Genomic DNA, 20,892 nt, shown 5'->3' on the forward strand with positions numbered 1-20,892 from the left:
TCTTTTGAGGCGAGTACGTCGAGAGAGTCCGCACTCGCGTCTTGTTCTAAGGCTTCAATGGTTGGCGACTGAACCCCTTACAACCACATTTGGTACACGGAATAATCACTGTTGGGTGGTTATACTGAACCTTATGACCACAATCGTCACAAACTAAGCACCCTAGCCCAATCACTTCTCCCGCTTGGTACAAACCTTGGTGCTCTAAATCTTGGAACAGCTCAACCCATTCCACCTTAGTGCGATCAGTAATATCGAGTAAGCCTTGCCAAATAGAGTCAGCGACCATTAGATAAAACGGTCCACTTTTAGAATCCTCATAGCTATCGGCGAACTCTTTTAAATCGGACTTAACGTAAGCAGACACCAGCGCCATTTCATCTTTGGTTAAATCATTGGCCGCTTGCGCCACTTTCCCCGACGTCTCGATAACATTATTCACTTCATCAGGACTATGTTTGAGTGTTTCAACCACGTCATCGAGCATTTCTTCATAACCTGCTTTACGTTTTGGCATCGTACACCTCCTCAGATTGCTGACGACTATTTATCCCCTAAATAATTGAAATTGTCGCTAGGCAACAAGTATGACGGGGATAGCTATTGTTGTAGTTCGTTCCTTTAGGTATTCTATGACGATCTATTTAAGTCTGTTCTAACCGAACTCACAAATTCCAAGATAACCGGACATCATCGATGCAAGAACAATATAACCCGCAAGATATTGAACAGAAAGTTCAACAGCACTGGGACAACAACAAGACCTTTGTTGTAAGTGAAGACCCAAATAAAGAAAAATTCTACTGTCTATCTATGTTCCCTTACCCAAGTGGCCGACTGCACATGGGTCACGTGCGTAACTACACTATCGGTGATGTAGTCTCTCGTTTCCAACGTCTACAAGGTAAGAACGTAATGCAACCAATCGGTTGGGATGCATTTGGTCTACCTGCAGAAAACGCAGCAGTTAAAAACAACACTGCACCTGCACCATGGACTTACGAAAACATCGAGTACATGAAGAACCAACTTAAGCTTCTGGGCTTTGGTTACGACTGGAACCGTGAATTCGCAACATGTACACCTGAGTACTACCGTTGGGAGCAAGAGTTCTTCACTAAGCTTTACAACAAAGGCCTAGTGTACAAGAAGACTTCATCAGTTAACTGGTGTCCAAACGACCAAACTGTACTTGCTAACGAGCAGGTAGAAGATGGCTGCTGCTGGCGTTGTGATACTCCAGTAGAGCAAAAAGAGATTCCACAGTGGTTCATCAAAATCACTGAATACGCTCAAGAACTACTGGACGACCTAGATAACCTAGACGGTTGGCCTGAAATGGTTAAAACCATGCAGCGCAACTGGATCGGTCGCTCTGAAGGTGTAGAACTTAAGTTTGAAGTTAAGGGGCAACAAGACCTAGAAGTTTACACTACACGTCCAGACACACTGATGGGTGTGACTTACGTGGGTATCGCAGCAGGTCACCCTCTAGCGGCAGTAGCAGCTGAGAACAACCCAGAGCTTGCAGCATTCATCGAAGAGTGTAAAAACAACAAAGTAGCGGAAGCTGAGCTTGCGACAATGGAGAAGAAAGGTATGGCAACAGGCCTTACTGCTATTCACCCATTGAACGGTCGTGAAGTACCAGTTTACGTCGCTAACTTCGTACTGATGGACTACGGTACAGGCGCTGTAATGGCAGTACCTGCACACGACCAACGTGATTACGAATTCGCAACTAAGTACGGCCTAGACATCATTCCTGTGATCAAGCCTGCTGATGACAGCGAGCTAAATATCTCTGAAGAAGCCTACACAGAAAAAGGCGTACTGTTCGATTCAGGTGAGTTCGACGGTCTAGAATTCCAAGCGGCATTCGATGCAATCGCAGCGAAGCTAGAAGCAGAAGGCAAAGGTACTAAGACAGTAAACTTCCGTCTACGTGACTGGGGTGTATCTCGTCAACGTTACTGGGGCGCTCCAATCCCAATGGTAACCACTGAAGACGGAGAAGTTCACCCAGTACCAGCAGACCAACTACCAGTAATTCTTCCTGAAGACGTGGTAATGGACGGCGTAACTAGCCCAATCAAAGCAAATAAAGAGTGGGCGAAGACAACATTCAACGGCGAACCAGCTCTACGTGAAACAGACACGTTCGATACGTTCATGGAATCTTCTTGGTACTACGCACGTTACTGTTCACCACAAGCTGACGACATTCTAGATCCAGAAAAAGCAAACTACTGGCTACCAGTAGACCAGTACATCGGTGGTATCGAGCACGCTTGTATGCACCTACTGTACTCGCGCTTCTTCCACAAACTTCTACGTGACGCAGGTTACGTAACGTCTGACGAGCCGTTCAAGCAGCTACTATGTCAAGGCATGGTACTAGCGGATGCGTTCTACCACGAGAACGACAAAGGCGGTAAAGAGTGGGTTGCTCCAACTGATGTTGCTGTAGAGCGTGACGGTAAAGGCCGCATCACTTCAGCTAAAGACAACGAAGGCCGTGACGTAACACACTCGGGCATGATTAAGATGTCTAAGTCGAAGAACAACGGTATCGACCCACAAGAGATGGTCGACAAGTACGGTGCTGACACAGTACGTCTATTCATGATGTTTGCATCACCTGCAGACATGACACTTGAGTGGCAAGAGTCTGGTGTTGAAGGTGCAAACCGCTTCCTGAAGCGTGTTTGGAAACTGGTTAACGAGCACGCATCAAAAGGCGCGGCAGAAGCAGTTGATACATCTGCACTATCTGGCGACCAAAAAGCTCTTCGTCGTGACGTTCACAAGACTATCGCGAAAGTGACTGACGATATCGCTCGTCGTCAAACATTCAACACTGCAATCGCTGCAATCATGGAACTAATGAACAAGCTAGCGAAAGCACCTCAAGAATCAGTACAAGATCGTGCAATCCTTGATGAAGCGCTAAAAGCGGTTGTTGCAATGCTTTACCCAATCACTCCGCACATCTCTTACGAAATGTGGGCGGGTCTTGGTCAGTCAGACATCGACAACGCGGCATGGCCAACGCACGATGAGAAAGCACTTGTTGAAGACGAGAAGCTGATCATCGTTCAAGTTAACGGCAAGCTACGTGCGAAATTGACAGTACCTGCAGATATCTCGAAAGAAGATATCGAAGCGCTTGGTCTTAACGATGAGAACGTTACTAAGTTCACAGAAGGTAAAACAGTACGTAAAGTAATTTACGTACCAGGTAAACTTCTAAACATCGTTGCCAACTAAGATTAGTTGCAAGTTAAAGAGCGATTGCACGCGATAAAAGTATTGCGAACTAATCGCCGATAAATAAGTCATAAGCAGGGTAAGTCGTTCCCCTGCTTTATTTATCTTAAAGTTTTAGCCTCTCACTCGAGGCATAGAATCGTAAGATAAGTATTCCAATAATCGAGAGCCCTATATCCATGTTTCATAGCGCATCACGCCTGATTTCAAAATCATCAATCAAGTTCACTAGTGTTGTTCTAATGGCAAGTCTTCTATCGGCTTGTGGTTTCCACCTTCGTGGTGATTACTCAGTTCCAGAAGAGCTAGAAACTATGTCACTAACCAGTTACGACCAATACAGTACCTTCACACGTATGATGAAAGGCCAGCTGCGTATGAGCGAAATTGAAGTGGTTAGTCCTGCGGCAAACGTTCCGAACTTGCACTTAATCAGTGAAGGCGTTGGTGAACGTACACTCTCGCTTTATCAAAACACTCGTGCGGCAGAAAAAGAGCTAACGTTCCGCGCATCATACCGAGTAACGATTCCTGAGCTAGGCTCTAAAACGTTTTCAACTAGCGTAACTCGTAGCTATCTAGATAACCCACTAACTGCATTAGCAAAGTCGGTTGAACGTGACATGATTGAAGATGAAATGCGTAAACTTGCAGCGTCTCAGATCATTCGTCAAATGGCGCGTTTAAAAGCCGACATTGAAGCAAACGAATTAGCAGAAGCAGAGGCTGAAATTCAATTAAGTGCTGATGAAGAGCAGTACCGAGTGAAGACCTTCTACACCGATGAGTCACAAACTCCAACCTCGACAGAAACGTCAGTGAATCAATAATCATTATGCGAATCTTCGCCGACCGTTTAGTGGAGCAGTTAAATAAGCAGCTCCACCCTACTTACCTTATTTTTGGTAACGAGCCTCTACTTATCCAAGAGTCTCGACAAGCTATTCAAAAAGCGGCTCTCGCTCAAGGTTTTGCAGAGCGCTACCGTTTCGCGATTGATAGTTCGTTTGATTGGAACTTAGTTTACGACTGCTGCCAAGCAATGAGCTTGTTTTCAGCTCAACAAATTATAGAACTTGAATTGCCAGAGTCTGGCGTCAATGCTGGTATCGCTAAAGAGCTTGTCTCAGTGTCAGAGATGCTACATAGCGATATTATCTTAGTCGTAGTGGGTGGTAAGCTGACTAAAGCACAAGAAAACGCTAAGTGGTTTAAATCTCTATCTAGCCAAGGTTGTTGGGTAAACTGCTTAACGCCTGATATTCAACGCTTGCCCCAGTTTGTTCGAGCTCGATGCCGAGTATTAAACTTAAAACCGGATCAAGAAGCGGTACAAATGCTTGCTCAATGGCATGAAGGCAACTTGTTTGCGTTGACTCAAAGTCTAGAAAAGTTAGCGTTACTGTACCCTGATGGGGTTTTAAACCTAGTCCGACTTGAAGAGTCACTAAGCAGACACAATCATTTTACCGCTTTTCACTGGGTTGATGCATTACTTGCTGGAAAAGCTAAACGATCGCAGCGGATCTTACGTCAACTTGAAGCAGAGGGTGTCGAAAGTGTCATCCTAATTCGTACGATTCAAAAAGAGCTTACTCAATTGCTCAACATGGCGAACCAAATTAAGGTGAAGCCCATTGGTCAAGTGTTTGAAAGCTATCGTATATGGCAATCAAAGCGACCATTATATTCATCTGCTTTAAATCGCTTATCGCCGAGTAAACTCATTCAATTACTTCAGTTGCTCACGAAAACAGAGCTATTAGTAAAAACTCAGTATGAACAATCAAGCTGGCCACTATTACACCAGTTAAGTGCTGAGATTTGCTTGCCACAAGTGAAGCTATGAAAAGCGTGATATACTTCGCCGCCAAAAAGAAACCAACCTGTGTATAGTCACAGCACCAACGAGGACAACACCTTGCAACTTGAAGAGCTAAACAACTTCCTAGCTGACAAAGCCGATGATATGAAAGCACAAGACATCAAAACGATTGATGTTCAGGGTAAATCAAGCATTACCGACTTTATGATCGTCTGCACGGGCACATCTAAGCGTCATGTTGTTTCTATCGCTGAACACGTTGCAAAAGAATCGAAACTAGCGGGCGTAGAACCATTAGGTATCGACGGTGAAGCCGAAGGTGAATGGGTTGTCGTTGATATGGGAACAACGATCGTTCATGTCATGCAAGAGGAGCACCGTGAGCTTTACCAACTTGAGAAGCTTTGGGGCTAATCAATGAAGATTCAATTGATTGCTGTCGGTACTAAAATGCCAAAATGGGTAGAGGAAGGTTTTCAAGAATACAAACGCCGATTCCCACATGATATGCCACTAGAGCTTGTTGAAATTTCAGCCGGAAAACGTGGAAAAAATGCCGATATTGCAAGGATTCTGCAAAAAGAAGGCGAAGCCATGTTGGCTGCAGTGCCAAAAGGCAATCGAATTGTTACTCTCGACATCCCCGGTAAGAAGTGGGATACACCACAATTAGCAGAACAGCTTGAAAGCTGGAAACTAGACGGCAGAGATGTGTCGATTCTGATCGGAGGACCTGAAGGTTTAGCACCTGCTTGTAAAGCGGCCGCAGACCAAAGCTGGTCACTATCAGCTCTGACACTACCACACCCGCTAGTTCGTATTGTCATGGCAGAAAGTTTATACAGAGCGTGGAGCATTACTGCTAACCACCCATACCACCGAGAATAACAATAGATGTTACGAAAGCGTACCCAGATAAGGGATTACCATGAGGAAGCGCAGCTGTTTAAGAGTCGCGCTATTGTCGCTTTCCTTGGTATTGTTACGATGATGGGGCTGTTGGTTACCAACCTCTACAATATTCAAATCAACCAATACCAAGATTACAAGACACGCTCTAACGACAACCGAATCAAAGTCGTTCCTATTGCGCCAAACCGCGGTCTAATTTACGACCGTAACGGAAAACTGCTCGCTGAGAACCGCCCTGTTTTCAGCCTCGAAGTCACACCTGAAAAGGTGGAAAACATGGATGAGACTATTGCGAACCTGCAAAAAATCTTAACCATCACCCCAGAGCAAGTCGAACGTTTCAAAAAAGAACGCCGCCAAACTCGCCGCTTCAAATCTGTGCCAATTCTGACTCAGCTCACTCCAGAGCAAGTGGCTAAGTTCTCTGTAAATCAGCACAAGTTTCCTGGCGTATCGGTTAATGCTGCACTAAAACGCCATTACCCTTATGGGGAAGTTCTCACACACGTCATTGGCTATGTCTCTAGGATCAACGACCGAGATATGCAGCGACTGATCCGTGAGGAGAAGGATGCCAATTATCAAGCCACGCGCGACATAGGCAAGCTCGGCATCGAACGTTACTATGAAGATATGCTTCATGGCACAGCGGGTTACCAAGAAGTCGAAGTCAATAGCCGTGGCCGCATCATTCGTACCTTGAAGTACCTACCTCCTGTTCCAGGAAAAGACATTGTCCTCAATCTGGATATCGACTTGCAGTTGTACATCCATGAGTTGCTAGCCGGCCGTCGTGGCAGTGCTGTCGTGCTCGATCCTAAGGACAATGGTGTACTAGCAATGGTATCGAGCCCAAGCTATGACCCGAACGCATTTGTACATGGTATCTCCGGTAAAGCTTATAGCGCTCTACTCAATGATATAAACCGTCCTTTGGTTAACCGTGCGACGCTAGGTATTTATCCTCCAGCATCAACCATCAAGCCATTTATGGCGGTAGCTGCCTTGCAAGAAGGCGTCATTACGCCTTACACCACACGTAACGATCCTGGCTATTGGAAAATACCAAACTCTAAAACACGCCCATTCCGAGATTGGTTAGCTTGGGGGCATGGTAAGGTTGATATCGTTAAATCAATTGAAGAATCAGTTGATACCTTCTTCTACCAAATTGCTTATGATATGGGCATTGACCGTATCTCACGCTGGATGATGATGTTCGGTTTTGGTGATTACACTGGCATTGATATCCATGAAGAAAGCAAAGCCAATATGCCTACTCGTGATTGGAAGATGGCCCGTCACCGTGTGCCTTGGTACCAAGGTGATACGATCCCTGTTGGTATTGGACAGGGCTACTGGACGGCAACGCCAATGCAAATAGCAAAAGCAACTTCGGTCTTAGTAAACCGAGGAAAACGCGTCGCGCCACACCTTCTCAGAGCAACGATTGTCAATGGTGAGCGATTTGAAAAGTACCAATTATCAGATCTAGAGACTTACACCTACCCACCTGTTACTGGGGTTAAAGAAAAGTACTGGGATCTTGCTATTGAAGGTATGCGTCTGGTTAACCATGGTAAAAAAGGAACTGCACGTCGCTCATTTACCAATATGGACTATGTAACTGGTGGCAAATCAGGGACGGCACAGGTTTTCGGCCTAGGCGAAGATGAAAAATATAACGCCGATGAAATTGCCGAACACTTACGTGACCATGCTTTATTTACCGGTTTTGCTCCGATTGAAAACCCAGAGCTGATTGTCACTATCGTTTTAGAAAACGCGGGCGGCGGCTCATCTCAAGGTGGTCCAGTAGTACGTAAAATTTTCGACCATGTCGTGTTAGAAGATAAAGAGGCGAAATAACATGGATTTGAATCCAGCAACAGGTGAAAACCGCGCTTTATTCGAACGCTTTCACCTCGATTTACCGTTGTTACTAGGCATTTTAGTGCTAATGGGCTTTGGCTTAGTGGTGATGTATAGCGCCAGTGGACAGAGTCTTGCAATGATGGATCGCCAAGCAATGCGCATGGGATTATCGTTAGGCGTGATGCTTATTTTAGCTCAGATACCACCACGCACTTATGAAGCATTGGCTCCGTTGATGTTCGTCGGTGGTGTCATTCTGCTTCTCGGCGTACTTTTCTTTGGTGAAGCCTCAAAGGGGGCGCAGCGTTGGCTTAACTTAGGCTTTATTCGTTTCCAGCCTTCTGAATTGCTCAAGCTTGCAGTGCCATTAATGGTCGCGCGCTATATTGGTAAACGTCCACTACCACCGACTTTCCAGACTCTGGTGTTGTCGCTGGTGATGGTATTTGTTCCGACCATACTGATTGCGAAACAGCCTGACTTAGGTACCTCTATTCTGATCGCTGCATCAGGTATATTTGTTATTTTCCTTGCTGGTATTAGCTGGAAAATCATCTTCGCTGCTGCCTGTGGCTTAGGTGCTTTTCTGCCAATCTTATGGTTCTTCTTAATGCGGGAGTACCAAAAAGTCAGGGTACGAACGCTATTCAACCCTGAATCAGATCCTCTCGGTGCGGGTTACCACATTATTCAAAGTAAAATAGCGATTGGCTCGGGTGGTATCTCTGGTAAAGGCTGGCTACAAGGCACTCAATCCCAGCTAGAGTTCCTACCTGAGCGACACACTGACTTTATCTTTGCAGTAATAGCCGAAGAATGGGGTTTGATCGGCATACTCGTACTGCTTAGCTTATATCTATTTATCATTGGTCGAGGTCTTGTACTCGCAAGTAAAGCTCAGACAGCATTTGGTCGCATGATGGCGGGTAGTATCGTTCTTAGCTTCTTTGTATATGTATTTGTAAATATTGGTATGGTAAGTGGTATTTTACCTGTTGTTGGCGTTCCACTGCCTCTAATCAGCTATGGTGGTACGTCAATGGTGACATTGATGGCGGGCTTTGGCATCTTAATGTCGATCCATACTCATAGAAAAGCATTCTCTAAGGCAATATAAATGATGAAAAAGCAGTTACTGCTCTCTACTCTTATGGCTAGCCTAGTGTTGGCTGGATGTTCTTCATCCCCAACCAAACGCTACTCCATTGATGACGATATTGCCCCGGATGCGCCAATTAATGTTGACCATATTGAAGACGCTACACCGCAATATGAACCATATAGCTTAGGTGGTAACAGCGATTACACTTTACGAGGTGAAAGTTATACCATCATCAAAGAACCACAAGGCTTTAAACAAGAAGGCCAGGCATCTTGGTACGGTAAAAAGTTTCATGGTCACCTAACTTCGAACGGTGAAATCTACGACATGTACTCAATGACGGCAGCACACAAAGAGCTGCCGATTCCTAGTTATGTCAAAGTGACTAATAAAGATAATGGCAAAAGTACGGTAGTACGGGTAAACGATCGCGGCCCTTTCCATCCTGGGCGAATCATAGACCTCAGTTATGCGGCAGCATTAAAACTTGATGTGATTCGAACAGGTACTGCAAATGTCGCGATTGAAGTGATTACTATTGATAGGCCAACCCAAGCACATAAACAAGAAGCTTTACCTAAGTTTGTCGTACAAGTCGCTTCTTCAAAACATCAAGACCGCGTTGAAACTTTGGCGCAAGACTTGAGTCAAAAACTATTGGTAAAGAGTTATGTGAACTCCGGTAAGGACATTTACCGTGTTTTCTTAGGTCCATTTAATGATTATATGTTGACCCAAAAAGCACTAGAGCAAGTAAAAGAGCTGGGTTATACCAGCGCTTTCATAAAATCCCACTAGTCCTCAATCCAGTGTACTTAATCACTACACTGGTTTGAGTGATTGATTCTGTTAAGATATGGACAGTTAAAGATAAACCTGTAGTCACTATGAAAAAAACATCACTAATTAAGTCAGTGTTTGCGTCATCAATTGCGCTTTCTGCAACTATCGCATCATCTGCTTTCGCATCTCCAATTGTTGTACCTGATGCGCCGCAAATCGCAGCAAAAGGTTACGTTCTAATGGACTTCCATTCTGGTAAAGTTCTAGCTGAGAAAGAAATGAACACCAAACTTTCTCCTGCGAGCTTGACCAAAATGATGACCAGCTATGTTATCGGTCAAGAGCTTAAGCGTGGCAACATCTCTCTACAAGATGATGTGACTATCAGTAAAAACGCTTGGGCAAAAAACTTCCCTGATTCATCAAAAATGTTCATCGAAGTTGGTACCACTGTTAAGGTAGAAGACCTAAATCGCGGCATCATCATCCAATCTGGTAATGACGCCTGTGTTGCAATGGCTGAACACATTGCAGGTTCTGAAGATGCGTTTGTTGACCTGATGAATGCGTGGGCTGATACCATCGGTATGGAGAGCACACACTTTGCTAACGTACATGGCCTAGATAACCCTGAACTATACTCGACCCCTTACGATATGGCTTTACTGGGTAGCGCACTAATTCGTGATGTACCTGAAGAGTATCGTATTTACTCTGAGAAGAAGTTTACTTACAACGGCATTACCCAATACAACCGCAATGGCCTACTTTGGGATAAAAGCATGAACGTGGACGGTATCAAAACAGGCCACACAAGTAATGCAGGTTACAGCCTAGTAAGTTCAGCAACCGAAGGCAAAATGCGCCTAGTTGCTGTTGTTATGGGCACCAAGAACGCTAATGCACGTAAGTCTGAAAGTAAAAAGCTACTAAGCTACGGTTTCCGTTTCTTCGAAACAGTTGCACCGCACAAAGCAGGTGAAACTTTTGTAGAAGAGAAAATCTGGATGGGTAACAAAGACACCGTTGCTCTTGGTCTAGATCAAGACACCTACGTAACGCTACCTCGTGGCCAAGCGAAAAGCTTAAAAGCAAGCTTTATCCTTGAAAAAGAGCTAGAAGCCCCAATCATGAAAGGTGACGTAGTTGGTAAGCTATACTATCAACTAGAGGGTGAAGATATTGCAGAGTACCCACTTCTTGCTCTTGAAGATGTAGAAGAAGGCAGCCTATTCAGCCGCTTATGGGATTACATCGTGATGCTATTTAAGAGCTTCCTGTAATTTCTGCATACAGCTTTATAAAGAAGCCGCCTAGTGCGGCTTTTTTAATTGTATTAGTAAATCAAGCCAGAGATGTGTTGCCTTGAGTTCCTTAACGATAGACAGTACTATTCCGCGCTGCAAATAACGACTTTCAACTTGGAGTTCCAACATGCTGAACATTAACTCAGACGCTAAACTGAAAGACCTACTTGAGTTCCCTTGTTCTTTTACATACAAGGTAATGGGCTACGCTAAGCCAGAACTACCAGAGAAGGTTCTAGAAGTGATTCAACGCCATGCTCCAGGTGATTACAGCCCAACAGTTAAGCCAAGTGCTAAGGGTAATTACCACTCGGTGTCAGTAAACATCACTGCCACTTCAATCGAGCAGGTTGAAACGCTTTACAAAGAGCTAGGCGAAATCGACATCGTACGCATGGTTCTATAATTTAATTTGAAATTATCAAATTATTTTGAAAGCAGCGAAAGCTGCTTTCTTTTTAGATATCAGCTAGATAAAGATCCTACAAAAACTCTAGGGTTAAAAATGTGTTACTGGTATATAGTCCCTTTACCAGAAGCAGTTTATAATCCGTTTACTTTATTAACCGACGATGGAAAAGCGGAATGCAAAACCAGCTTGTAGTGAAACATCTAGGAAGACAAGATTACGAGCCAATTTGGCAAGCAATGCATGACTTCACAGATAACCGAACGGATGAAACAGCTGATGAAGTTTGGCTTGTTGAGCACAATCCAGTTTTCACTCAAGGCCAAGCAGGTAAAGCTGAGCACCTACTAAATACCGGTGATATCCCAGTAGTACAAAGTGACCGCGGTGGCCAAGTAACTTATCACGGTCCAGGTCAGCTTGTTGCCTACTTCCTAATTAACCTTCGTCGTAAGAAAATTGGTGTACGAGATCTCGTCACGCATATCGAGAACCTCGTAATTAACACGCTAAAGACATACAATATCGACTCTGCAGCTCGCCCTGACGCACCGGGTGTTTATGTAGATGGCAAAAAAATCTGTTCCTTAGGATTACGAATCCGTAAAGGATGTTCGTTCCATGGTTTAGCGCTCAATGTAAACATGGACTTGTCTCCGTTTCATCGTATCAACCCTTGTGGTTATGCCGGAATGGAAATGGTTCAAGTAAGCCAGCTCGGTGGTCCAACGGATATTACCGAAGTTGAGAACAAGCTAGTCGAAGAACTAGTTTCTCTTTTGGGTTATGACCACATTGAACGCAGCACACAAGCCACTAAGACAAACAGTAACGAGAAGTAAGAGAAGCATGAGTAAACCAATCCAAATGGAAAAAGGCGTTAAATACCGCGACGCTGATAAAATGGCACTGATCCCTGTTAAGAACATGCCTACCGAGCAAAAAGAAGTTCTTCGTAAGCCTGAATGGATGAAGATCAAGCTCCCAGCGGACAGCCAACGTATTCAAGATATCAAATCTGCGATGCGTAAAAATAACCTACACTCTGTTTGTGAAGAGGCATCATGTCCTAACCTAGCGGAATGTTTTAACCACGGTACCGCTACATTTATGATCCTTGGTGCCATCTGTACTCGTCGCTGCCCGTTCTGTGACGTTGCCCACGGTCGCCCTCTTACTCCTGAAGAGGATGAGCCAAAGAAATTGGCGAAAACCATCCAAGATATGAAACTGAAGTATGTCGTTATTACGTCTGTTGACCGTGATGACCTACGTGATGGTGGTGCACAACACTTCGCTGATTGTAACCGCGAAATCCGCGAACTTAACCCGAACATTCGAATCGAGACGCTTGTTCCTGACTTCCGTGGCCGTATGGATGTCGCGCTAGAGCTAATGAAAGACAATCCACCAGATGTCTTCAACCACAACCTAGAAACAGCGCCTCGCTTATACCGTAAGGCTCGTCCTGGTGCGAACTACAAGTGGTCACTACAGCTACTACAGAAGTTCAAAGAACAGCACCCAGATATTCCAACAAAATCTGGTGTTATGATGGGTCTTGGTGAAACCAAAGAAGAAATCATTCAAGTATTGAAGGACCTTCGTGAGCACGGCGTAACGATGCTGACACTAGGTCAATACCTAGCACCAAGCCGTCACCACCTACCAGTTGAGCGTTACGTGCCACCTTCAGAGTTTGATGAACTGAAAGAGATCGCCCTAGATCTTGGCTTTACTCACGCAGCTTGTGGCCCATTCGTACGTTCGTCGTACCACGCTGACCTACAAGCACAAGGTGTAGAAGTAAGCTAATACCTTTCAACTTGTTGAAGAGGCTGACTGAGTAAGTCAGCCTTTTTTGTTTCAGCGGTTGAATGAACAGCGACTCTTATATAGGCTTATCTAACTAGTTATAAGCACAAGATAAAATCATCAAAGGATTTATTATGAAGAGATTAGGATTAGTTGCAGTGGCACTTGCGACGCTGACAGCAGGCTGCGCTTCGAATACAAAGCAAGACAACTTTCGTGAAGCCTCTTTCGAACTTTGTAATACCGACGTATCTCTTTATTCAGTTAGCGACGATGAGCGCGTTCGCATTGTCTGTGCTGACGGTGCTAAGTTTTCTTTAAACAGCGAAGAAACTTTAGCAACGATGCGCGATATTAATTTTGATTACTGCGATGGTGAAGGTCTTGGTAAGTTCAGCGAAAGCCGCAAGTACTACTCATTCAAATGTAAGTCAGGTACGTTGATTAGCCTACCTAAGTAAGCAAGTTTCGAACAAAATTGTCGGGGTAGACGTTTCAGCGTCTACCCTTTTTTATTTTCGTCATCCTCAAGAGTGAGGAACGAACGAGTTGGGGATCTCTTCCACGTTTATAGATTCCCTACTCACTCCTTCGTCGTTCTATGGAATGACAATAGCTATTTCCCTTCTACGCTCTTGTTCTTCGCCCTCAGTTCTAAAATCTACTTCCACAGATACCAAAAAGCCCCATCCGAAGATGAGGCTTAAATTCGTTTTCAAACTGAGTTGGCTCTAGTTATTTTCACAATACCAACTAAAAAGCTCTATCAAACGATAGAGCTTTAATTCATTTTCAAAGTAGATGAGTAAAGTTCAAAGAACTCACATACTACCTATTAAATTTTCTAAATAGTTGGCTGAAATTCTAGGAGGGCACGCGGAGTTTACAAGTGTAAATGAGCATGCCCGACAACGAAGTTCAGTCAACTATGACGAAAATTAAGCGTAAACTGGAAGACGCTTACAGATTTCTAATACTTTTGCTTTCGTTGCTTCGATAACTTCCTCGTTGCCGATGTTATCTAGAACGTCACACATCCAGTTCGCTAGCTCTTTTGCATCTTCTTCAGTGAAACCACGACGAGTGATTGCTGGAGAACCTACACGGATACCTGAAGTAACGAATGGGCTACGTGGATCGTTTGGTACTGAGTTCTTGTTTACAGTGATGTTTGCTGCACCTAGTGCTGCATCTGCATCTTTACCTGTGATGTCTTTGTCGATTAGGTCAACTAGGAACAGGTGGTTTTCAGTACCGTTAGAAACGATCTTGTAACCACGCTCTTGGAACTGAGCAACCATTGCTTTAGCGTTCTTCACTACGCGAGCTTGGTATGCTTTGAATTCTGGTTCCATTGCTTCTTTGAACGCAACTGCTTTACCCGCGATAACGTGCATTAGAGGGCCACCTTGACCGCCAGGGAAGACTGCTGAGTTCAGCTTCTTGTACATCTCTTCGCCAGCGTTAGACAGGATTAGACCACCACGTGGACCTGCTAGTGTTTTGTGAGTCGTTGTTGTTACAACATGAGCATGTGGAACTGGTGTTGGATATTCACCTGCTGCGATTAGACCAGCAACGTGCGCCATATCAACAAATAGCCAAGCACCTGCTTTGTCAGCAATTTCACGCATGCGAGCCCAGTCAACGATTTGAGAGTAAGCTGAAAAACCACCGATGATCATCTTAGGTTTGTGCTCTAGAGCCAGTTGCTCCATCTCGTCGTAATTGATCTGACCTGCTTCGTCGATACCGTAAGGGATAACGTTGTAGTGCTTACCAGAGAAGTTTACTGGAGAACCGTGAGTCAGGTGACCACCGTGTGCTAGGCTCATACCTAGAACTGTGTCGCCTGGGTTTAGCAGTGCCATGTACACAGCGCTGTTTGCTTGAGAACCAGAGTGTGGCTGTACGTTCGCGTACTCACAACCGAATAGTTCACATGCACGATCGATAGCTAGAGCTTCTGCTTTATCTACGTACTCACAACCACCGTAGTAGCGCTTGCCTGGGTAACCTTCAGCGTACTTGTTAGTTAGCTGAGAACCTTGAGCTTCCATTACACGTGGGCTTGTGTAGTTTTCAGAAGCGATTAGTTCGATGTGTTCTTCCTGGCGAAGAGTTTCTTCTTGGATTGCTGCGAACAGTTCCGCATCGTAATCTGCGATGTTCATATCACGCTTTAGCATCTGTATCTCCTGACTCAGATTAAGACTTAAAAATTGCAAAAAAACTGATTTTTGACCTCAATACCGACGTTTTTTAACCGACGCAAACGTTTGCATTAAGCTAATGACGCGCATTCTACATAATTTGATCTAGGTCATAAAGAGAAAATTCAATTTTTTCTCATGCAGTTTTTTCATAATGCTTTACGAAGAATATCATCATGGCGATTTCCAAAAGTGATAACTTCTGAAAAGTGTCAATTCTATCCTTTACACTCCGTAAAACGATGATTACATAGGTTTACCTTAAATTTCAGTCTCAAGCTACCGAAATCCTTAATTTTTAAATAGTATGCACGCCATTATTGACTAGTTAAATTTAAAATTGATGGAAAAACACTCAAGAAAAGAAGATTGGATCGCAATTTTAACTGGCACTTTTTTAGTGGCTCAGGGCGTCTTCTTTCTACAATCAGCATCTTTACTGACAGGTGGCACAACAGGCTTGGCGCTTTTGGCTAGTCAATTTGTACCCATTTCATTTGGTATGCTTTACTTTGCGGCTAACTGCCCATTCTATTTATTAGCGTGGAAGCGCTTTGGCTCTCGTTTCGCATTTAACAGTGCCATTTCAGGCGCTTTGGTGTCAATTTTCGCCGATCACCTCTATTTAGTGATTAGCTTAGATACGATTAATGAAGTGTACTGCGCAGTTGCCGGTGGTTTGTTGATGGGACTTGGTATGTTGATTCTATTCCGCCATCGCTCAAGCTTAGGCGGTTTCAACGTTTTATGTCTGTTTATCCAAGACAAGTTTGGAATCTCAGTAGGTAAATCACAGCTAGCTATCGATTTCTGTATTCTAGTAGCGTCGTTTTTCTTCGTCTCACCTGAAGTTATTGGCTTATCGATACTAGGTGCTATCGCTCTTAACCTCGTACTGGCTATGAACCATAAACCGACTCGTTACTCCGTTAATTACGGTTAAACACGGCAAACGAAAAAAGGGGCAGACGTTTAACGTCTGCCCCTTTTTTAACACTTTCCACTGTCATCCCCTAGAACGAGGGACTCGTAAGTTGGGTAGCTCTTGCAGCTAATCGAATACTCTATGAGATACCCTACTCTCTCCTTCGTCGCTCTATGGAATAACACGTTGAACCACGCGATTAGTTCAACTCACCATGCGAAGTACGAGCCTTCACGTCATGGCTTAGCTCTTTGTTCAGTTCGGCTTCAACATGACCAGGTGACTGCGTGCTTGCTGAAATCAAACGATACATTGCCGGAATAACAAACAAAGTAACCAGAGTCGCAAAGCCCATACCAAAGAAGATAACCGTACCAACCGCCACTCGGCTTTCATAGCCTGCTCCAGTCGACATAATCAATGGAATAGCACCTGCAAGAGTCGTAAACGCAGTCATCATGATTGGGCGTAAGCGACGTGCTGAAGCGTCGACAATTGCCTTTTCAAACTCAATTCCGCGGTCACGAAGCTGGTTAGCAAATTCTACGATCAATATACCGTTCTTGGTTACCATACCAATCAACATGATCATACCGATCTGACTGTAGATGTTCAGACCTTGGCTCATCACGAATAGGCCAAGGAAGCCACCAAATACCCCCATAGGTACAGTAAACATCACGACAAGTGGGTTGATAAAGCTTTCAAACTGCGCAGCAAGAACCAGATAAGCCACCAGCAACGCCAGCGCAAATACCACTAAGATACTTGATTGGTTCTCTTTGTAGTCCTTTGACTCTCCTGAGTAGCTAATCGAAATGTCACTCGGGAGTATTTCAATCGCTTGCTGGTCAAGAAAATCTAGCGCTTCACCTAACGTGTAGCCATCTGACAGGTTCGCAGTAATCGTTACCGCTTTTTGTTTGTTGTAGTGCGACAGACGAATCGACGACGCGACCTCTTCAATTTTGGTTACGGCATCAAGTGTCACCAACTCACCAGAAGCAGTACGCATGTAGATTTGGCTTAGGTCGGACGCATTGTTGAAGCTATTTTCATCACCACGTAGGTAAACGTCATACTCTTCACCACGCTCAACAAAAGTCGTTTCGCTCTTACCACCTAGCATAATTTCTAGCGTTTCAGATATCTCTTGAACACTAATGCCTAGCTCGGCCGCACGCTGCTTATCAACAGAAACAACCAGCTCTGGAGTTTTCTCAGAGTAGTTAATATCTGCACCTTCCATAAATGGAGATTCTTCCGCAAGTTGCTCTAGCTTCTCAGCCCATTTCTTCAACTCAGGGTAATCAGAGCCACCCAGAACGAACTGCACAGGTTCACTCGAACCACCACGGAATCCTGGCATAAATGGGAAAACGCGTACATCAGGGATACCGGCTAATGCCTTACGAACTTGACCTAGGGCTTGTTGAGCAGTCACATCTCGATCGTTCCAGTCATCAAGGATCATGATAACAAAGCCCGTTTGGTCACCAGCATTACCACCAAATGCTGGTGACTGAATGCTAAATGATTTTAGGAAGCCTTGACCCAACAATGGCATTAAACGCTCTTCAACGATGTCCATGTTTGCCGACATACGGTTGTAACTGGTCGCATCCGCACCACGTACGAAAGCAAAAATAACACCGCGGTCTTCGGATGGCGTCAACTGTGCTGGCACTTGCTGCATTAGACCCCAGCTACCACCAATACAAGAGATGATGATAAGTGGCGCCGCCCACTTCCACTTGAGTGCCCCTTTGAGCACCTTACGATACCCTGACTCCAAGCGACCAAACATTCGATCAATGAACAGGTTAAAGCGGTTTGGTTTCACGTTGGCTTTAAGAAGCTTACTGCCCAGTACAGGCGTTAGCGTCAATGCAATCAAAGATGAGAAGATCACTGACATCGCCAGCAGCACAGAGAATTCAGTAAACAGAAGACCTACCATGCCATCCATAAACGAGATCGGCAGGAACACCATTACCAGAACTAACGTTGTTGCTACTACCGCAAAGCCAACTTCACGCGTGCCTTTATAAGCGGCAAGCAGCGGTTTTTCACCATTTTCAATATGGTGGAAGATGTTCTCAACAACCACGATGGCATCATCGACCACTAGGCCGATCGATAGGATCAAAGCCATCAAGGTGATTAAGTTGATTGAGAAGCCAAAATAGTACGCCGCAATAAATGATGAGATCAGAGAAACCGGTACAGTTACCGCTGGAATAAGTGTTGCTCGCGCTTGACCGATAAAGATGTAAAGAACCAGAATTACCAGACCACCAGTGATAAACAGCGTGCTGTAGACCTCTGAAATTGAGCGTTCAATAAACACCGTTGAATCATAATCAATCGCTAAGCGTGTACCCGCTGGCAAAAATTGCTGAATGTCTTCAACTTGTTTGTGAACCAATGAGGCAACTTCAAGCGGGTTGGCATCTGACTGAGGCACAATACCCATACTCACGTTGACAACACCATCACTTTTGAAGGTAGAGTTCTCGTTTTCAGCGCCAATATATACATCCGCCACGTCACGCAGGTAGATAGGGGTATTGTCACTCGCACGCTTAACCACTAAATACTCAAAGTCTTCTGCTTGGCTATAGCTACGAGCAGTACGCACTGACATCACAATCTGATCGTTGCGCACTTCACCACCAGGGCTTTCAATATTTTCACTGCGTAGTGCGGAAGTAATGTCTGACGTCGTCACACCTCGCCCAGCCATTTGTTCTGGCTTGAGTTTAACGTACATCACTTTGTACAAGCCGCCTGAGATGTCCACGGAACTCACACCAGAGATCAGGCTGAAGCGGTCCATTAAAACACGTTCAACGTAGTCAGTTAGTTGAGTTCGGTCCATTTCAGACGAACTTAAATTGATATAAAGAGACGCCTCACCAGAACCATTGTTTTTATAAACAATAGGATCATCCGCTTCATCTGGTAGCGAACGCTGGGCACGTGCTACCGCGTCTCGAACATCACTGACACCTGTATTGAGGTCATAGCCCAATTCAAAGGTAATCGTAATACGCGACATACTGTTGCGGGTTGTAGACGAGATCTCATCAATACCGCTAATCCCCGACAACTGGTCTTCAAGGTTCGAGGTTATTTGGCTTTCGATAATGGTGGCAGAGGCACCTTCATAGCGAGTACTAATTGAAACGACCGGACTTTCAATATCCGGCATTTCACGAACCGCTAACTTACTAAAAGAGACAATACCGAATACACACAGCAATAGGCTGAGTACAACGGCCGCTACAGGTCTCTTTACAGAAACGTCAGATAACAGCATTAGTTCGCCCCTTCTTGACTCTTATTGGCCGTTTTCGGGCGAGCATCACTGCCTAACTCTGTCACTGCGATCCCATCACGCATATTGACGGTGCCTTGAACAACGATTTTTTGGCCAATTTCTAAGCCTTGTTCAATCACAACCAAATTGTCTACACGAGCGCCTAAGATAACTTCAGTCCGTTTCGCTTTGCCATCTTCACCAATAACATAAACAAAGCGTTTAGTACCTGAATACTCTAACGCTTGAACTGGAATGATTGGCGCTTCAATCGCAGGAAAGTCCATATCGGCAGAAACTAGCATACCCGGTTTTAGGAATTGCTCTGGATTAGGGAAGTGAATTCGTACACGTAGATTTAAAGTTTCTTCATTAATGCGAGAATCAATGCCTACCACTTCGCCTTCGAATACTTGGCCAGCCCAAGCCGCTGTGGTTGCTGTCACCTTCATACCCTGAGAAAGCTGAGATAAATAACGCTCTGGGACTTGAAGATCGAGCTGCATCACTGAAAGGTTGTCTAAATTGAGCAGTTCTGCACCCGCGCTGACCATTTTTCCGCGGCTGAAATCAATAAAACCTACTGTGCCATCAAATGGTGCGCTGATATGAAGGTCTTTTAGATTGGCATTTGCTGCATCCAAGCGAGCATTGGCAATATCAACACTCGCTTTTTGAGCATCAATTTCAGTTTGAGTAATCGCATTGCGTTTCACTAAGCGCTCAAACTCTTTCAGCTTGCGTTGCTCATCTTTCAAATACGCTTGCGCTTCTGTCACTGCCGCACGCGCTTTATCGTCATTAAGCTGAACCAATAGCTGTCCTTTTTGCACAACTTGGTTTGCTTTAACCGCAATCACATCCACCTTGCCTGTCACTTCTGGTGAAATAGTCACTGACTGCTCAGCGTCTAATTTGCCAACTAATTCAAGCGACTGAGAAACGGAGTGAGTTTGTACCTGCTCAGTGACAACGGTCACCGATGATGGGCCTTGTCTTTTTGCGTAAGCCGTTGGTGCTGCTGCGATAATAGACAAAGACAGCAAGCTCAAAACAATTTTATTTTTCATCATAATGTTCTGCATAGAGTAGTTAGGCGTATTGTATCCTTTTATACGCATTTCAAACGTCAAG

At 44.7% G+C, this 20,892-nt stretch carries 18 protein-coding genes; 14 read left to right on the forward strand and 4 right to left on the reverse strand.

Going from position 1 to position 20,892, the window contains the following annotated elements:
• Positions 1–46: 46 nt before the first annotated feature.
• Positions 47–517, reverse strand: coding sequence for a zinc ribbon-containing protein (locus AAFX28_RS20410; RefSeq protein WP_408690347.1), 471 nt, complete (start codon positions 515–517; stop codon positions 47–49).
• Between the two features lie 179 nt (positions 518–696).
• On the opposite strand from AAFX28_RS20410, the gene leuS reads away from it, so the two are divergent.
• The 13 genes from leuS to AAFX28_RS20475 all read left to right on the forward strand — a co-directional run bounded on the left by leuS (position 697) and on the right by AAFX28_RS20475 (position 13,759).
• Positions 697–3,270: a leucine--tRNA ligase gene (gene leuS, locus AAFX28_RS20415; protein WP_408690349.1), complete on the forward strand. Its 2,574-nt coding sequence runs from the start codon at positions 697–699 to the stop codon at positions 3,268–3,270.
• 179 nt (positions 3,271–3,449) lie between these two features.
• Entirely contained in the window at positions 3,450–4,100 is a 651-nt protein-coding gene (gene lptE / locus AAFX28_RS20420; RefSeq protein ID WP_408690350.1) for an LPS assembly lipoprotein LptE, read from the forward strand.
• Positions 4,101–4,105: 5 nt separating this feature from the next.
• Positions 4,106–5,119 carry a DNA polymerase III subunit delta gene (gene holA / locus AAFX28_RS20425; RefSeq protein WP_408690352.1) on the forward strand — a complete coding sequence of 338 codons (1,014 nt, stop codon included), beginning with the start codon at positions 4,106–4,108 and terminating at the stop codon, positions 5,117–5,119.
• Positions 5,120–5,191: 72 nt separating this feature from the next.
• Positions 5,192–5,509 (forward strand): ribosome silencing factor, encoded by a 318-nt coding sequence (gene rsfS, locus AAFX28_RS20430; protein WP_408690915.1) that lies wholly within the window; start codon positions 5,192–5,194, stop codon positions 5,507–5,509.
• A 3-nt stretch (positions 5,510–5,512) separates the two neighbouring features.
• The gene (rlmH, locus tag AAFX28_RS20435) at positions 5,513–5,983 is read left to right on the forward strand and encodes a 23S rRNA (pseudouridine(1915)-N(3))-methyltransferase RlmH (RefSeq protein WP_004417235.1); all 471 of its coding nucleotides are present in this window, start codon (positions 5,513–5,515) and stop codon (positions 5,981–5,983) included.
• Between the two features lie 6 nt (positions 5,984–5,989).
• The gene (mrdA, locus tag AAFX28_RS20440; RefSeq protein ID WP_408690354.1) at positions 5,990–7,876 is read left to right on the forward strand and encodes a penicillin-binding protein 2; all 1,887 of its coding nucleotides are present in this window, start codon (positions 5,990–5,992) and stop codon (positions 7,874–7,876) included.
• A gap of 1 nt (position 7,877) precedes the next feature.
• A complete protein-coding gene (rodA, locus tag AAFX28_RS20445) occupies positions 7,878–8,999 on the forward strand; it encodes a rod shape-determining protein RodA (protein WP_408690356.1) in 1,122 nt (373 codons plus the stop codon).
• On the forward strand, positions 9,000–9,782 hold the full coding sequence (locus AAFX28_RS20450; protein WP_408690357.1) for a septal ring lytic transglycosylase RlpA family protein: 783 nt from the start codon (positions 9,000–9,002) through the stop codon (positions 9,780–9,782).
• Between the two features lie 89 nt (positions 9,783–9,871).
• Complete coding sequence (locus AAFX28_RS20455; RefSeq protein ID WP_408690359.1) at positions 9,872–11,050, forward strand: serine hydrolase; 1,179 nt, start codon at positions 9,872–9,874, stop codon at positions 11,048–11,050.
• A 151-nt stretch (positions 11,051–11,201) separates the two neighbouring features.
• Positions 11,202–11,480 (forward strand): DUF493 family protein YbeD, encoded by a 279-nt coding sequence (gene ybeD / locus AAFX28_RS20460; RefSeq protein WP_004415161.1) that lies wholly within the window; start codon positions 11,202–11,204, stop codon positions 11,478–11,480.
• A 179-nt stretch (positions 11,481–11,659) separates the two neighbouring features.
• Positions 11,660–12,325: a lipoyl(octanoyl) transferase LipB gene (gene lipB, locus AAFX28_RS20465; RefSeq protein WP_408690362.1), complete on the forward strand. Its 666-nt coding sequence runs from the start codon at positions 11,660–11,662 to the stop codon at positions 12,323–12,325.
• A gap of 7 nt (positions 12,326–12,332) precedes the next feature.
• Positions 12,333–13,298, forward strand: coding sequence for a lipoyl synthase (gene lipA, locus AAFX28_RS20470; protein ID WP_408690363.1), 966 nt, complete (start codon positions 12,333–12,335; stop codon positions 13,296–13,298).
• A gap of 134 nt (positions 13,299–13,432) precedes the next feature.
• Positions 13,433–13,759 (forward strand): hypothetical protein, encoded by a 327-nt coding sequence (locus AAFX28_RS20475; RefSeq protein ID WP_408690365.1) that lies wholly within the window; start codon positions 13,433–13,435, stop codon positions 13,757–13,759.
• 477 nt (positions 13,760–14,236) lie between these two features.
• On the opposite strand, the gene glyA is transcribed toward AAFX28_RS20475, so the two are convergent.
• Complete coding sequence (gene glyA, locus AAFX28_RS20480) at positions 14,237–15,487, reverse strand: serine hydroxymethyltransferase (RefSeq protein WP_126574195.1); 1,251 nt, start codon at positions 15,485–15,487, stop codon at positions 14,237–14,239.
• A 367-nt stretch (positions 15,488–15,854) separates the two neighbouring features.
• Between glyA and AAFX28_RS20485 the strand changes: the two genes are divergently transcribed.
• Complete coding sequence (locus AAFX28_RS20485) at positions 15,855–16,454, forward strand: YitT family protein (RefSeq protein WP_408690367.1); 600 nt, start codon at positions 15,855–15,857, stop codon at positions 16,452–16,454.
• Between the two features lie 181 nt (positions 16,455–16,635).
• On the opposite strand, the gene vexH is transcribed toward AAFX28_RS20485, so the two are convergent.
• Together vexH and AAFX28_RS20495 are read right to left on the reverse strand one after the other, a co-directional pair.
• Positions 16,636–19,758, reverse strand: coding sequence for a vibriobactin export RND transporter permease subunit VexH (vexH, locus tag AAFX28_RS20490; RefSeq protein WP_408690369.1), 3,123 nt, complete (start codon positions 19,756–19,758; stop codon positions 16,636–16,638).
• Positions 19,758–20,828: an efflux RND transporter periplasmic adaptor subunit gene (locus AAFX28_RS20495; protein ID WP_408690916.1), complete on the reverse strand. Its 1,071-nt coding sequence runs from the start codon at positions 20,826–20,828 to the stop codon at positions 19,758–19,760. Before AAFX28_RS20495 ends, vexH begins: the two co-directional genes overlap by 1 nt.
• Positions 20,829–20,892: the final 64 nt, after the last annotated feature.

The sequence above is a fragment of the Vibrio sp. TBV020 genome, from assembly GCF_046056895.1.
Classification (GTDB): Bacteria; Pseudomonadota; Gammaproteobacteria; order Enterobacterales; family Vibrionaceae; genus Vibrio.